Origin of the sequence: Anaerobiospirillum thomasii, assembly GCF_900445255.1 — a bacterium.
GTDB lineage: Bacteria > Pseudomonadota > Gammaproteobacteria > Enterobacterales > Succinivibrionaceae > Anaerobiospirillum_A > Anaerobiospirillum_A thomasii.
Window position 1 is genome coordinate 32,676 of sequence record NZ_UAPU01000007.1, and the last position, 15,014, is coordinate 47,689.

A 15,014-nucleotide genomic window follows, 5' to 3' on the forward strand; every position below is an offset into this window, starting at 1 on the left:
CATTTGTTTTATAGGAGATTCTATAAATGACCAATATTAAACAAAGAATTAAAGATTTAAATGATGATCCAAAGAGTTACAGAATGAGGGTTATTGCGCCCATTGTGTCACTTAAGAAAGATGCCAATGGGAAAAATTCGAAGAAGCGTGTGGCTATGATAAAACAGGTTGCAGCAGAGCAGTGCTTATCTGTGAGAACTATTGAGCGCTGGGTTGACCAATATGAACAATTTGGTCTGCAAGGACTTGAGCCAAAGTATAAGAAGTTTCGCTCAGATATAAGGAGGTTCATCAGTTTTGAGAGTCTACTAGATGAAGCAATAGTCTTGCGCAGGCAATGTCCTACCATTTCAGTAGTTGAGATCATTAAATGTCTGGAAGAAAAACACCAAAACATAAAGGGCATTATAAAGCGCTCTACTTTACAGAGGCATTTACAGCAGAAAGGTTTTTCTCGTGGGGAGCTTTTAAGAGAGCGTGAAAAAGGAGGAACAGCATTTTTCGGAGCCTATCGTAAAAAGCTCCCTATGGAGCAGGTTCAGGCAGATATTAAAATAGCTGGAAAATCATTTTGTGTTAATGAGCAGGGCATGCCAGTAACCCCATATATCCATCTATGGATGGACAATGCCTCACGCATGATCCTCGTGGCAACCATATCTGACACCCAGGATAACAGCCTGGTTCTGTCATCTTTTAGAGAGCTTGTTACAGGCTATGGTATTCCAATGAGCATTCTTACAGATCAGGGCTCTGTATATAAGAGCGCTGCAATGGAGCATTGCACCAGCACTTTAGGAGTTCCTCATAAGCGCTCAAAACCATATAAACCTCAGAGCAAAGGGGCAATTGAACGTTTAAATGGTACTTTAGATAAAGTATTAAAGCAGCTTGAAGGTATGAATAATGTAAAGCTGAGTATGGTTGAATTACTTGTAAAACAGTGGGTTGCAGAGTACAACGAAACACCACATTCAGCTCTAACCGAAAATATGGGAACAGATGCAGAGGTAACACTATCCCCTAAAGAATATTTTTACAAATATATAGAGCCTGTAGCAAGACCTGTAGATGATATTGTGAATCTGGCCTTTACTATGGAGTACTCTCGTAAGGTCCTCAAGGATGGCGTCATACACATAAAAGGCCGTTATTACAAGTTGCCTGCAAATAGCGCCAAAAGTGGAGAGTATGTGGTCGTGCACTGCTCTTTAGTGGGCAATTCAGTGGAGCTTGTACAGGAGCTTACTGAGGAAGAAAAAAAAGAAAGCCTCTCACAGAGCATGTATAAATTTATACCGCTGTATGAGCGTGAAATCAAAGAGAATATTGACTTTACCGAACGTGCATCTGATAGATCAGAAGACATGCCTCAGTCTTTGCCTGATGAAATAAAGCCAACTATACAAAGGCTCGCCCGCAGGTTGTATAAGGATAGAGATCTTTATACCACAGAGAAGGATTTTGAAGAGCAACTAAGGAAAGAGCTATTCCACCAAGGCTCGGCCTCCTATAGCACAGAGCCAGGAAATAGCTCTTTATACAACAAAAGCTCAATCAAGACAGATGAGGATAAATAATTATGATAAGCACTGATTTGCTAGACTACTTTAAGATGGAATATACCCCTTTTACAAATAATATTGACACTGGCTTTCTCTATCAGACAGACATTTTTAGAGGAGCATGCCTGAAGTTAAAAATGGCCATTGAGAACAACTCATTTGCATTGCTGACCGGAGTCCCTGGTACAGGTAAAAGCACACTGCTGCGCTACTTTACATCTCAGCTTAATGAAGAAAAACATACAGTGATGTATGTATCACTGTCTAATGCCACACCCAGGTGGATGTATATTGCTCCATTAAATCAGATGGGTGTAAAGTCAAAGTATTATGTCAATGATGCGCGTCTGCAGCTGCACAGAGAGATTGAGACATTAAGAAAGACCCACGGTAAAAAGGTAATTCTGATATTTGATGAGGCCCACCTGCTGGCTAATAAGTACAGTAAATTCAGCCTGCTTGAGGAGATTAGATTTTTACTCAACGGTAACAGCTATGACAGCGGATCACCGCTTACACTGATACTCTCAGGCCAAAAAGAAATTCTGTCTGTGCTCAAGACAGATAAGTGCAAGGCTATAACTCAAAGGATTATGTATTTTAGTTCTACGCAGAATCTGACAAATGAGCAGGTTGGCAGTTATATAGGATCTCATTTAAAGTGGTCAAGATGTCAAGATAATCCGTTTGAATATAGGGCCGTGGAAAAGATAGGCGATCTCTCAGGAGGAAATCCACGACTTATTAATAAGATCTGTATGCACGCTTTAAGCTATACATGCTTAAAGCGTGAAGAGAAGGTAACCGAAGCTACCGTAACTGAGGTTGCCAATAACGAGGTTATTGACCTAATTTTAAAGAATTTAAACTAGTGTTAAATTGAGCTTATCCTGTGAAGCTTCCAGGATAAGCTGTGCCTACAATCATAAGCCACCTCTCCCAATAATACAAGCCAATTGTCATCATTTTAATGAATATTAAGAAAATTTTTATAGTATTACGTCAGACTAATTGGCAGGTGGTAAAAACATTATTGCAATCATATGGTTATGACAAAAAAGAGCAGTTATAGACAACATATTTGAGCAGGTGGTGACACTATTATTGTAGGCACAAACAAGACAAGATTACGACATAATTGTAAGCAATTAGTGGCAACATACTTTAAACAGATATTGCCGACAAACTCGAGCAAATGGAGACAACAATTTGAGGTCAAAAAGGCGACAGAAATAAAGCAGTTAGTGTCAACAATAAAATAGCAGAAAAGCCATTAAATAAGGACATAATTATGAGCAATTTTAATGACAAACTAGCAGAGCATTGACAACTGCATTTGCTATGACGTCACATCGATATCAAACTACTCCACTTCATTACCTATGGTTGCATGGGGATATAATCGCGATAAAGAAAGACTTCCTCAAGTAAATGTAGGTATGTTTTGCACCATTCAACGCAAGTTGCCTGTTTATTTCAGTTGTTACAATGGCTCAATTAATGATTTTACAAATCTGCCATATGTTTTAGAGCAGGCCAAAGCTAATGGTCTTAAGTTAGATGTACCTATAACATTGGTAATTGATGGAGGTTTTGCTGTTGGGGACGCTCTTGATAATGCAAGAGCTCATGGCTGTGACTTTATTGTTGGTGCTCCTCTTGACTTCTGCAAGGACATTAGAGAACAGGTTTTGAACTGGAGACGAAATCCATTATCAGAAAATACAATCCTTATTCAGCGCAGTGATGAGACTATACGCTGCTCTGTTAAGGACTACAATATTGGCCGCATAAATACAAGACTTATGATGTATAAGTCTCCACTTTCAACCTCAAGAGATGAAGCATCTTTGAGCTCGTATGTATCTAAAATTAGTGAAGAGTTAAGATCTGCAACTCGCCTTGGTCCAAATAGGTACAAGCAATACTCTCAGCTCTTTCATATTAATGTAAATGAAAAGAACGAGATTTTAAGTTTTGAGATCAAGGAAAAGCACTACTCTGAGATCCTGGAACTTTGTGGATGTTTTGCTTTGTTCTGTACACGCAATGATTTATCGCCACAAGAGGTGCTTGATATCTATAGAGCTAAAGATTGCGTTGAGAAAGCTTTCAGTGTCTTCAAGAACGATATTCTCTATGAAAGACTCGAGGTTAAGAGTCAAGAAAGCATATACGGCAAGTTGTTTATAGCCTTCATTGCGCTTATTATTCGACGCATGCTTGATAACAAGCTAAGACCTTATCTAAAGATCTCTCGTATTGGTTTAGATAGTGCTATTGCTCGGTTATCTGACATTACCTGTAGAAAATATGGGGAAAGCTGGGTTCTAACAAGCTCCCTTTCAAAGCAACAGAAAGAGCTAGTAGAGACTCTTAACATCCCTATAAGTTTCTTAGATATAAAGAAGGGGTAGTGCCGACCCTCAGTTTTTGGCTTGACACTACTTTAAGTGATACCCTATATTAAATTACGGGATCTAGGTTAGATCATTGTGCATACTGTTGCGCTGAGCTACCATTGACTCAATCTGTGATTTGAGCATGGCATTTTGCTCTCTTGTCTTGGCAATACTCTTGTCAAGATTGGCAAGTGCCTCCTTTTCAGCATCTGTCAGATTGTCCTTACCTACAATTTTTTCTCTTACCTGTATATAGTCTGTTTCAATCTGCTGTGAAGCCTCAAGATTTTTACGCAGACTGTCAATATTGGCATCAGCATCTGCTATGAGCTTTTTAACCTCTTTTTGTCTGTTGATGCTGTCCATCTCTGCCTTATCTATTTTAGACAGCTCCTCACGTTGCTGCTTTTGAATATCTTTGGCCAGATTTACAATATTGGTGAGCTTGTCATTTTCAGCCTGCAGCTTCTTTTGTGTTGCATTTAACTGATCTTCCTTGCTCTTGTAATCTTTACGTATACTGTCAAAAATCAGATTAGAGCCCATACCTACAGCGCAGCCGCTTGCTGCACCTATAAGAGCACCTGCTGCCCTGTCATTAGATGCTGTAAAACCTATAAAAGCACCGAGAGTGCCACCTAAAAGACATGATGTAAAATAGGAATTTGTTGTAAATGAGCTTTTCTCAAGTCGAGGATCAACCTCACCTTTTTCATCTGAGTTACTTAAACATCCTGTGGTTAAAAACACAGGAAGCAGCATATATGCAACTGTTCTACCAAGTGATGCCATATCTTCTCCCTTTTACTTTAATAGTAATCTATCAAAACATTAAATGTGTACTCAAGGTGCTATTAACACTGCTTTTAAAGGCACGTGAGCACCATACGCCTTTTATAACAGGAGCAGATCGGTAAGCTTAGCCTTTTGCTCCTCAAGCTCTTTAAGCTCTGCCTCTCTTTTGGCTATAAGCATCTGTCCATTGTTCTTTTGCATATTACCAACTGTCTTTTTAGTACTCTCAAGCTGGGCTTTAGCCTCTGCTGTAAGTTTATTTTTAGCTTTAAGTTCAGCCTCAAGCTTATCTAAGGTACCAACAATGGCATCTAAAGATGCAGCTCTGTCATTTATAGTGCCATACAAAAGACGGTTTTGATCCTCAATCTGCTCAGCTAGCAATGCTAAAGTGGTATTTTCCTTTCTAAGCCTTTCATTTTCTATCTCCTTTTGCTCAACTCTGTCTGAGTAGGCGCCTGAGAAGGTACAGCCAATCTTGCCAAAATAGCCGTTATCAACTGAAGGATCGCACTCCTGTGCTGTCATACTGCAACCACAAAGAGTAAGGGCTGCTATTATTGTTATTGTTTTTTTCATATTTTTTCCTCTAGTTTTTAAATATTCTTATTGGAAATGCGCTCTGATTGTCATACTGACCAAAACATCTGGTACTGCCATCACTTTGCTGAGAGCATTTAATATCTGGCATCTGATAGGTGACATTATCCTTGCACACAGCAGCACCATCTGGAGTTATAGACACAGCGCCATTATCATTTGAGGCCTTTGATCCTACAGTGCATTTGACTCCATCCTGACGGGTAATGGTAAGCTGACCTACATTATCCTTATGATCATAGCTTAAATTCAAAGGCTTGCCTGAATTTGTATCCATAAGACCGGACTTTGTCTGCCAGTGACCGTTGAGCGATGACAGATCGCCCTTTTGTACAGCAGCAGGATCAATACTCAAAGCCCCATCAGCAAAAGGATTGACATTGCCAACACTGCCCTTGTCCGATACTGCATTATTATCAGCAGCAGGCGCATTATCCTGACTCTCAGGGCTCTTGCTCTCATCTGCACTATCTACAGGAGCATCAGACTCTGTGGAATTGTCACCTGAATCTGTCTCTGCCTGTGTACCTGTAAGCGCATCTAAAGGATTTTGCACAGCAGGCTCTTTTAGATCAGGAATATTAGCAACAGGTGCATCAAGTGCATCTAAATTGGCCTGAGGAGCTGAAGTTACAGGCACTGATGGTGCTGTTACATCAACAGCATCAGCAGTATGTACTGTCTTATCAGCAGCAGCCTCTGTATTCACAGGTGTTTTACTAATATCAGGTGCACTTATTGATGGCAGATCTGGCAGTGCAGGATTAAAAAACGGCAGATTAAAATTAAAGAGCTTTGATAAAAGCCATAATAAAAGCGGCAGCAGCAATAATAACAGCAGGCCTAAAAGCAGGCATTTCCAATGTGGAAAAAGTGCACAGCTATGCCCTCTTTTTTCATTGCTATTATCATTTGGTGCACCAGCTGCAGCCGATGCAGATGCCGAAGCTATTGTAGCCTGAACCCTGCCTTGCGGCATAGACAGACGCGACAAAGGACTTATATCTATACTTGCATCATTTTCAATAAAGCCCCAGAAGGTAATGACAGGCTCGCCGTCTACAATAAAGACGCAGTCCTGATTTGGAAAATGAATGGCAGGCAGTATATTGCCCTTCTGATTGCCTGTTAAAAAGTGCGCCAGCACCAGCATATCACCGCTAGCTCCACGGCTTATAAGACGTCTGCCATAGACCTTGAGCACATCCTCAAGCTGTTTTAGCTTGGCATAGGCAGCCCTCTTTTCATCATCAGAGGCAGCCGACCACTTTACAATCTGATACTCACCATCAGAAGAGCGGCTTTCATTTGGGGTAAACCAGTCAATATGCCCATCAAGTGGATCATAACTTGGTACAGCAAGATATTTGACATAGGCAGGACCTACCTCAGGAGCTTTAATCAAAGCATCTCTGAAACTTTTGGCCTTTTCATAGATGGCAAAACCATCCTGGGCAATATATTTATATTGGGTAATCTTGCCTGAATTTAATAAAGCATGCAGCATAATCAGTCCTTGCAGATACGTCCCTGATTCAATTCAGATGACAGATTGTTTAACTGTTGAGTAAAATCACTGACACTCTGCGGCTCTAGTATCTTACCGCCTGTAATGTCAGCTACACATTTGACATTGGATATATCCTGGGCAATGCTTAGCACATGGATCTTAAGGCGCGGCTTGGCCTTGTGTATTGAGGCTGCAAGCGAGCACACCTCAGCACCAAAGCACGTATCCTCACCATCTGAGATTAAAATGCCCACATCATCACTCTCTACACCATCAACACTGTTGGCAATATTCAAAATTCCAGATGACAGCGGAGTTTTTCCATCATAGCTGTACGGACTTATGGCCCTGACCTTTGAGATAAGAGCAGATCTTGCATCTGAGGCAAAAAATCCATGATTTTTGGCAAGAGGACAGCCATTAATCTCCACAAGACCAATACTTACTCTTTTATCAATAAGAGGCACCATATCAGATACAGCCTTTTTGGCTAAATTTATTCTATTATGAGCCGTTGTATAATCAATATCATTGGAGAGCATGGACTCGCTGCCATCAAAGGCTATGACAAGACGCGGATATTTATTGCTCTTTTTAAGATCGGAGCATTTAGGCTTTGAGGCCATGGCAGGATCTGTGACCTTGACCTTTTGGGCCTTAGTCTGAGATTCAAGCTTTTTAATATCATCTTTGAGCTTTTGTATCTGCTCATCCTTGCTCTTTAGCATCTCATCGTGCTTTAATCTGTCCTCCTGATTATTTTTAGCCTCCTGCTCTTTCTTTAAAAGCTCCTCATTTAAACGAGCTATCTCATCATCCTTTTGAGAACTCTTGGTATCAGCATCTAAAAGTCTGGCATTAAGCTCATCTAATTTCTGCTGCTCATGTTCAGAAATATAATCAAGCTTTGGCGGCAGATCGGCAAAGAAACTGGCGCAATCTCCACTAAGCGGCCATGGTCTTAAAAACAGCCACCACAAAACACCAAGAAACAAGAGCAGAGCAAAAAGAGCTGTCAGAATATAACACAGAGTATGGGAGGTGGCAGCCGCAGCCCCTCCTGCAACAGCAGAGGCTGCTGGTGCGGCCCCTATTGCTGCAGCCTGCTCTTTGCTCTGTGCTATGACAATAAGAACCTGCTGCCCTTCAATAAGCGCAAGCTTTGGTATATTGTCAAGAAAATAGATAATATTCTCTTTATGCTCATTAAGCAGTGGATCAGTGCACAAGGCTGAGTGCAGATAATCTTTAATACCGCTGCACTTTTGCTCTAATAGTTCAAAAAGAGAGCTGTTGGTATTCTTAAGCTCCTCATAGTCTGTATAGCTTATATTGCCAGAGCTTTTTGCAAAAAAGTTTATATACTCACCATCCTCCTTTGCTGTTGCAAAAAGTGAGGCAAAGCTCTGCCCTAAGGCAAGCCCTAAACTGCTGCCTATAGCTTCAAGATGGGGAATTAAGGCTAATGCTCTGTCTGATAAACTGTCTTTTAAAACTCTGTCTATTCTAATCATGAGTACACCTATTTATCGGCGGCACTGCCTGTTTTAAAACAGCCTTCAATCCACTTTTGTTCATTCTTTTTAAGATCTTTTTTTCTATCTTTGCTGTACGAGAGCAGATCTGAATAAAAATTATTTATAAACTGCGCAAACATCTTGTTATCAGACAAGGCGCCTAATGACTCGCCTGCTGTACTTAACTGCTGTTTGACAAGAGGCAGATCATAGCTGCTCTGTGTCATTGCAATAAGTGATCCATAGGTGTCAGAGACCATCTTTAAATCCTGCACAAAGGCCTCATGCTGAGCCTTTGCCTTTTTATAACTCTCTTTATAGCTCTCATCCTTATCAGCCATGTCTTTTATAAGATCAAGTCTCTTTTTAGCTGTAACCTCACTCTTTTTATAGTCAGAGACTATAGAGCACATAAGAGCGCCTATTCTTATATTTGAGGCTATGGCTCTGTCACGCATCTCATCACGTGCAGCATTGGCCTTGACCATATCCTGCTTGAGGGCACTTAGCGCACTGCCCATGCTCTCAATCTGCTCACTTAATGAGCTGTTGCGCTCTTTGAGCTTTGCAGATAAGGCCTTTTCATCCTTTAAATCCTTTTCACCCTTTAAAATAAGTTTTTTATTTTCATCAAGGGTCTTTTTATTGTTAGCAATTATCTTATCAAGACTTTCTACAGTCTTTAAATTACCGCCCCTGCTGTCCTTTTCATCTGAGTCATAACCTAATTTTTTAATCTCGGCATTTAGAGCATCGGCACTTTGCAAAGATGAAATCACAGGCAAAGAGAGCACTAAACGTGTTGACATGTCACGCGATTTATTCTCCTTGCCCTTTATAAAAAAGGAACGCTCTTTTCTATAGGCACTGCTCATCTCATCTGCTGCAGTTAAAAAACTGCCGCCGCGCACTGTAAAGCCGCCACCCTGGCCATGCAGACGTCCTGTTCTTGTGGCATGAAACAAATCATGCATCATCTCATTGGCATTGCCAAAAAGATCGAACAGGCCAAGCACATTGCCCTTTCTGGTACCTATAGGTGAGATTTTACCATTGGCAGACTCCACACCCTGATAGACAGCATAATCATTCAAACTACCCTCCATAGGAGGCAGCATGGCATCAAACTGTGCCTGTGAGCTTACAAGTCCGCCACGCACGGCAAATTCAAACTCACTGTCTGTAACCATACGCGCAAAGGCTGCAACGCCATCTGCTTTAGGGGCATCCTTGGCATTTTGCAGATACAGTGAGTAATTGGCAGCTGCCCTTTGCGCATCAAAATAACTTATATTGACAGCAGGCATACGTCCCTTGACTGTAGCCTTGGGGCATTTTTCATCAGTTAAAACCTGATACTGCAATGCACTTAACTCATATTTGCCAAGCAGATAGTAATAACCTTTTTTATCCTTAAATGAGCCCTGCACATAGCGTGTATTTAAACTCTCAGAGATAAGATCGGTATTTTGCTCGCCTCCTGCTCTAAAGCTTTTATCCTTGATGCGCTCATTGTCATAGGAGGTATAGACTTTTCTAAACACCATTTTCATATCACATGGCATAGATACTACAACATCATCAGACAATGGCTTTGGATTGTAAAAGATCTCCTTTATCTGTGCAGCATTGGATACTGAAGTATAAAGGGCTAAACAGGCTATAGATAACAGATACTTTTTCATACATTAAATCTCACGTAGCTTATCTGCCACATTAAATCTGCCAAGCAGCATAGAAAGGCACATCAAAGCTGAAAATACACTGACAGCAGCACACAGCACAAAGGCTATTGCAATATGCTCTGCAAGCAGTGTTGAAACTACACTGTCCTGACCTAACTGCAATGCAAATCTCTGATTGAAAATAAAAGATCCTGACAGATACAAAAGCAGGGATAAAAGCATGCCGCACAGGCCTAAAATCAGATTTTCATAGACAATCATGGTTTTGATCTGTCCCATGCTAAAGCCTGTAAGACGCATAAGGGCAATGGATTTCATCCTTCTTTTTATGGCGCCTGTATTAAAGCCTATAAGCACTAAAAAGGCACAGAAGCTTGAGCATGAGGCTATAACTGTAAAGATAAAATCAAGCGTGCTCTTGATATTTTTAAGCCCCACTACCTCATGCACCTTGGAGTTTATATCATATCCCTGAGCCTCAAGATAGGAGACCAGGGCCTCAAGAGTATAGATATCCTTGCCATAGATTAAAGCCTTTTCATAATAGTGGCGCACAGGTGCCACTTTGGAGCCATCAGAGAAAATCTCTGGCTCATAGCCTGACTTGTAATCCTCAATGGCCAAAATTACTGGCAGTGACAGATAGATGGCATCGCGCTTTTCATACTTGCTGTTGATAATGCCCCTGACTTTAAAGACAGCACGCTTTATCTGTGTGATACCCTCATTAAGCCTTGAGATCTGTACACTAAGACTGTCACCCTGTGCAAGTTTTAATCTTGTGGCTGCAGATGCTGAGACATAGACACTGTCATTTTGAAAGTTAGAATCAAGCTTTGACATTAAAAGTGTAGGATCGCCATAGCCACTGGCCTCGGCATTGACAGAAATGCGCTTGTTATCTTTAAATATAACCACAGAATTTGAAATATCACGGGTCTGCTCTATAACAAAGGCCACATCATCTCTGTCTCTTATGCTTTTAAAAAAGGCCTCATCAAGCTGCGCGCCTGTTCTAAAGCTGATGCGCAGGGCATAAGGATCTGAAACAAGACTGTGCTGCATGGTGCTGACAATACCAAAGCGCAGCGAATAGAGCAACAGCAAAGGAGCAATAATGGCACAGACTGTAATGGCCGTACACAGTGACATCCACCTGTCAAAGACAAGATCTCTTATGGCAAGTTTAAACATGTAATCTCTCCTGCATGGCAAAAGAGCAGATGCCATTTTCTATACCAAGATAGGAGCATATGTCATAGTCATAGCGCTCTACACTGCTGTGATCATGTGTCACAACCACAGCTGCGCTGCTGCTTTTTTGCACTACCTCTTTGATAATGGCAAAAAGCTCAAGAGCATGCACAGGATCTAAAGCCGATGTGGGCTCATCTATTAACAAAAGCGCAGGCTCATGGGCAATAGATCGTATAAAAGAGGCACGCTGTCTTTGTCCTATGGACATTTCATGGGCCTTTTTAGCAACAAGATGACCAATATCAAGAGCAGCACACAATGCCATGGCCCTGTCCTGTAACTTATGTCTATACTCTTTATCCTTATCATGATGGGACAAATCTATCTGCACCTTTATATTCTGTTCTACAGATAAAAAAGGCAGCAGACCGTCTGTCTGCGGCATATAGCCAAAGGCCGTACGTCTTATACTGTCATAGGAGGCGCCCTTAAGGCTCAAAGCATCAAGACCTTTTATCTTAAAGCTTTTGGCTTTAAGGCTGTCATGTAAAAGACCTATGCACTCAAGCAAAGTTGACTTGCCGCAGCCTGACTGTCCGGTAAGAGCCACCACATCGCCTGCCTTTAAAGACAGGCTGTCAAGATGCAGTGCAAAAACATCAGAGCGTCTGAAGCTCAAATCCTTTACATAAAGAGTATATTCCATATAAAAATCCTATGGCAGATCTCTTAGCGGCACAGGATAAACCTTTTCACGCTCTGAGGCGCCCTCTGATAAAGACACCCAGCGTCCATGATCGCCATCATAAATCTTATAATGCTCAAGCTTTGATGACAGATCGCGATAAATGCTGTCCTGCTCCTGTGGCGAGAGTGCATTCCAGGTATCCTCATCAATCTCGGCTATACGGCTCTTATATGGCAGTGCAGCAAGATACTCATCCATAAGACCCATCTGTGTCAGATTTAAACTCTTATCCTTAACCTTATCAGGATCGCTGCCCATCTTGAGTGCCAGCTCACGCAGTGAGGCAAAGGAGTCAGCAGAGCCTAGCGATCTTTCATCTACAGCCATTTGTACCTGACTTACAAGATCATAAAGATCAGCAAGCTCCTTTCTTGTGAGCAGTACCACAGGCTCAACTACGGCTTTACTGTGATCTACAAGATCTCTGTCAGCCATCCAGCCCTGAATGAAATCAGGAGCCTTGGTGCCAAGTTTGTCGCCTAAATAATAAAGCTGCATGGCATAACCAAGCTTTGTAAGCTTTTTATCAAGCTCGCTGCTGTCGGCAATAGCGGCAGAGCCAGCTCCTACCTTACCATCTGAGGCCAGGCGCACCTGATTGGATATAACCTCGGCAAAATGATCTATCTTTTTGCCAAACTCATCTACAGAGCCTGCATTTATAGACTCATAGAGCGTATCCTGAATGGCATTGTTATAGGAGAGCGTCTGGTACTGAGCCTTGGCCTTGGCATGGTTTTTCTTGCCGGCACTAGTTAAAAGATGCAGTGTGAAAATAGCTGTCTTTTTCTTTTCAGCCTCGGAGGCAATCTGTGCTGCATCTAAATGTGTAGTTGAGAGATCATTGCTGCCCTCAATGGCGCCAGCGTCGGTAATAAGCACAATATAGCGTCCACCGAACTCATCCCAGTTGACCTCATTTAAAGCCCTGGCAATACCGCTGTAGGCATCCTCATCAAAAAGCTTGGATGAAACGCTGGCCTGCTTTAAATCCTTTAGCTTTTCATTAAACTCATCTACAGTCAAAGCATCGCCCGGCTTTAAAAAGGTTTTTGACTCATACTCAAGGGCAGGTACTGCCTTGGTATTTGATCTAAATGACACCAGACCAAACTGCACATAATCCTCAAGCCCTCTGTCCTTTAATTTAGAGACAATGGTATTGATGGCCATCTTGGTTCTGTCAATATATGGCTGCATGGAAATTGAGGCATCTACCACAAAGACAATGCCGGCCTTAAAGGCTGTTATGGCAGAGCCTGCAGCACTGCCTGTGCCCTTGCCACCAGCACTTGCTAAAGTCTGTGACGCAGCGCTGCCATCTGCTGTAACTGAGGCTATTTTAAGCTCAAGTGCAGGTGAACCGTCGGCAAACATTGACTCTGAGCTGTCAAGTATTGGCAGCAGATAAAACTGCTTTGCAAAATTTACATAAGTTTCAGGCTCTGTGGCTATGACACCCTTGGCACTTTGACCTTTATAGACCTTCTCCTTTATAGGATCGATAATGGCCTTTGGATCATCAAGATTCATAATCTCAGTTAAAGTGTCATATTTTTCAAAAATAATGGCTCTGTCTCGTGAGGCTGGATTGTTAAACAGCAGTGCTGTCTGTATCTTCCAGGGTACTGTACACTCCTCTAAAAGATAGCCTGCAATTTTACCTGTAGTATCAGGCCCTACTTTTACATAGCCACCCTCACGGCCATAGACGTAAAAACGTGAAAAAGCATCTACAGCGCTGCCGTTTTTACCATCGGCAGTCTGTGATAATTTACATGATGGAGTGGTAAGCACTCTTTGATATAAACTTTTACTGCCATCCTGTAAAAGTGGCTTGTCATTGCAAGAGGCACTAAAGGATATGGCACAAAGTGAGCCCAAAGCTAAAGCTAAAAGTGTTTTTTTCATATTGTTTTTCCTACTGTTTTTCAAGTGCTCTGGCAATGTCATAATAATACATGGCAGCCTTGTCATCCTTGTTTAAACATGGCAGAGACAAAGATGACTTGCTGTCATAAAACTGTGCCAGCTTAAAGGCAAAGGTAGGATCGCTCTTTTCATTTCTGGCTCTGTATAAAAGCACATTGACAGCACTTTCACATTTACTGTCAGCTACAGCCTGTTTGATAAAGCCAATAATCTCATCACGACTTCCCTCTTTGGCACATGTAGCTATAACAGAGCTGTCATAGCCAGAGTCCACAGAGCATTTGCCTGTGGTACTTGGTGTCTGCACTACCACAGGCTCTACTGCCTGAGGCTTAGCATCTGCCTGTGTACCTGCTGTCTGCTGTTGTGCCTGTTCTGTCTGAGTTACCTGAGTATCTACCTGTGCTCCTTTAAAGAACAGAAAATAGATAATGGCCGCTATTAGCGCTAGAGCAAGAGTTGCAAGACCTGCAATCAGTAAAATCTTGTTGCTGCCCTTACTTTGTGCCTGACTTTCATTTACAGGTGAACTTTGTGCTGCTGTCTTAAAAGAGGCATCGGCCGCCTGCCTGTTGTTGTCAACCTTTAAAGCTTGATCTTGTGTAGCTGTATTTTCTGTATTTTCTGTATTATCAGTATTGCTGTGAGTATCAACATACTCAGTACTAAAGTTTACCTCTTTACCTAAAGCCTGATCTTTTGAAATGGCACCCTGCTTTAGACACTCAACCTTAATCTCGCGCTGATGACCTCTTATCATAAGATCAAAACTGTCATCACCTGACTCTAAAACAGACTGCACTATACTGCCAGGCAGCCTTGAGACCATAGCTCCTGAATCAAACTCTAAGTTTAATTTGTAATATCTGTCATTAATCTCATCAGGTACAGGCCAGTTAGGTATAAGCTCATTACCATGGCGTCTGTATAGTTTAATTAAAATTTCACGACCACGATCTGTCATAGGACAGTCATTAAGACCGCGGCCTTTTAAAAACAGTACCACGCCCTTGGTGCCATGATTTTTTATCGAGGCGTCAAAACTCTCAAAACTGTCGCTCAT

Annotated in this window: 12 protein-coding genes; 3 read left to right on the plus strand and 9 right to left on the minus strand. The window is 41.7% G+C overall.

Annotated elements, in window-relative coordinates; all coding sequences use genetic code 11:
• Nucleotides 1-26: 26 nt before the first annotated feature.
• The 3 genes from DRZ93_RS07285 to DRZ93_RS07295 all read left to right on the plus strand — a co-directional run bounded on the left by DRZ93_RS07285 (nt 27) and on the right by DRZ93_RS07295 (nt 3,982).
• Nucleotides 27-1,580, plus strand: coding sequence for a DDE-type integrase/transposase/recombinase (locus tag DRZ93_RS07285; RefSeq protein ID WP_113745562.1), 1,554 nt, complete (start codon nt 27-29; stop codon nt 1,578-1,580).
• A 2-nt stretch (nt 1,581-1,582) separates the two neighbouring features.
• The gene (locus tag DRZ93_RS07290) at nt 1,583-2,437 is read left to right on the plus strand and encodes an ExeA family protein (protein WP_113742925.1); all 855 of its coding nucleotides are present in this window, start codon (nt 1,583-1,585) and stop codon (nt 2,435-2,437) included.
• A gap of 462 nt (nt 2,438-2,899) precedes the next feature.
• On the plus strand, nt 2,900-3,982 hold the full coding sequence (locus DRZ93_RS07295) for an IS1634 family transposase (protein WP_281268124.1): 1,083 nt from the start codon (nt 2,900-2,902) through the stop codon (nt 3,980-3,982).
• Nucleotides 3,983-4,045: 63 nt separating this feature from the next.
• Here DRZ93_RS07295 and DRZ93_RS07300 read toward each other — a convergent pair whose 3' ends face one another.
• The 9 genes from DRZ93_RS07300 to DRZ93_RS07340 form a co-directional block, all read right to left on the minus strand.
• Nucleotides 4,046-4,759, minus strand: a complete 714-nt coding sequence (locus DRZ93_RS07300) for a hypothetical protein (RefSeq protein WP_113746223.1) — start codon at nt 4,757-4,759, stop codon at nt 4,046-4,048.
• 102 nt (nt 4,760-4,861) lie between these two features.
• The gene (locus DRZ93_RS07305) at nt 4,862-5,341 is read right to left on the minus strand and encodes a hypothetical protein (protein ID WP_113746224.1); all 480 of its coding nucleotides are present in this window, start codon (nt 5,339-5,341) and stop codon (nt 4,862-4,864) included.
• Nucleotides 5,342-5,351: 10 nt separating this feature from the next.
• Nucleotides 5,352-6,869 carry an SrfA family protein gene (locus DRZ93_RS07310; RefSeq protein WP_113746225.1) on the minus strand — a complete coding sequence of 506 codons (1,518 nt, stop codon included), beginning with the start codon at nt 6,867-6,869 and terminating at the stop codon, nt 5,352-5,354.
• Nucleotides 6,870-6,871: 2 nt separating this feature from the next.
• Nucleotides 6,872-8,386 carry a VWA domain-containing protein gene (locus DRZ93_RS07315; RefSeq protein WP_113746226.1) on the minus strand — a complete coding sequence of 505 codons (1,515 nt, stop codon included), beginning with the start codon at nt 8,384-8,386 and terminating at the stop codon, nt 6,872-6,874.
• 8 nt (nt 8,387-8,394) lie between these two features.
• Nucleotides 8,395-10,074 (minus strand): SUMF1/EgtB/PvdO family nonheme iron enzyme, encoded by a 1,680-nt coding sequence (locus tag DRZ93_RS07320; protein WP_113746227.1) that lies wholly within the window; start codon nt 10,072-10,074, stop codon nt 8,395-8,397.
• Between the two features lie 3 nt (nt 10,075-10,077).
• The gene (locus tag DRZ93_RS07325) at nt 10,078-11,268 is read right to left on the minus strand and encodes an FtsX-like permease family protein (RefSeq protein ID WP_172458119.1); all 1,191 of its coding nucleotides are present in this window, start codon (nt 11,266-11,268) and stop codon (nt 10,078-10,080) included.
• Nucleotides 11,261-11,977: an ABC transporter ATP-binding protein gene (locus DRZ93_RS07330; protein ID WP_113746228.1), complete on the minus strand. Its 717-nt coding sequence runs from the start codon at nt 11,975-11,977 to the stop codon at nt 11,261-11,263. Before DRZ93_RS07330 ends, DRZ93_RS07325 begins: the two co-directional genes overlap by 8 nt.
• A gap of 9 nt (nt 11,978-11,986) precedes the next feature.
• Nucleotides 11,987-13,930 (minus strand): vWA domain-containing protein, encoded by a 1,944-nt coding sequence (locus tag DRZ93_RS07335; RefSeq protein ID WP_172458121.1) that lies wholly within the window; start codon nt 13,928-13,930, stop codon nt 11,987-11,989.
• A gap of 10 nt (nt 13,931-13,940) precedes the next feature.
• Nucleotides 13,941-15,014: a hypothetical protein gene (locus DRZ93_RS07340; protein ID WP_113746230.1), complete on the minus strand. Its 1,074-nt coding sequence runs from the start codon at nt 15,012-15,014 to the stop codon at nt 13,941-13,943.

Coding starts and splice junctions, on each gene's coding strand:
- DRZ93_RS07285 (WP_113745562.1), top strand. CDS start 27: ATGACCAATATTAAACAAAGAATTAAAGATTTAAATGATGATCCAAAG.
- DRZ93_RS07290 (WP_113742925.1), top strand. CDS start 1,583: ATGATAAGCACTGATTTGCTAGACTACTTTAAGATGGAATATACCCCT.
- DRZ93_RS07300 (WP_113746223.1), bottom strand. CDS start 4,759: ATGGCATCACTTGGTAGAACAGTTGCATATATGCTGCTTCCTGTGTTT.
- DRZ93_RS07305 (WP_113746224.1), bottom strand. CDS start 5,341: ATGAAAAAAACAATAACAATAATAGCAGCCCTTACTCTTTGTGGTTGC.
- DRZ93_RS07310 (WP_113746225.1), bottom strand. CDS start 6,869: ATGCTGCATGCTTTATTAAATTCAGGCAAGATTACCCAATATAAATAT.
- DRZ93_RS07315 (WP_113746226.1), bottom strand. CDS start 8,386: ATGATTAGAATAGACAGAGTTTTAAAAGACAGTTTATCAGACAGAGCA.
- DRZ93_RS07320 (WP_113746227.1), bottom strand. CDS start 10,074: ATGAAAAAGTATCTGTTATCTATAGCCTGTTTAGCCCTTTATACTTCA.
- DRZ93_RS07325 (WP_172458119.1), bottom strand. CDS start 11,268: ATGTTTAAACTTGCCATAAGAGATCTTGTCTTTGACAGGTGGATGTCA.
- DRZ93_RS07330 (WP_113746228.1), bottom strand. CDS start 11,977: ATGGAATATACTCTTTATGTAAAGGATTTGAGCTTCAGACGCTCTGAT.
- DRZ93_RS07335 (WP_172458121.1), bottom strand. CDS start 13,930: ATGAAAAAAACACTTTTAGCTTTAGCTTTGGGCTCACTTTGTGCCATA.
- DRZ93_RS07340 (WP_113746230.1), bottom strand. CDS start 15,014: ATGAGCGACAGTTTTGAGAGTTTTGACGCCTCGATAAAAAATCATGGC.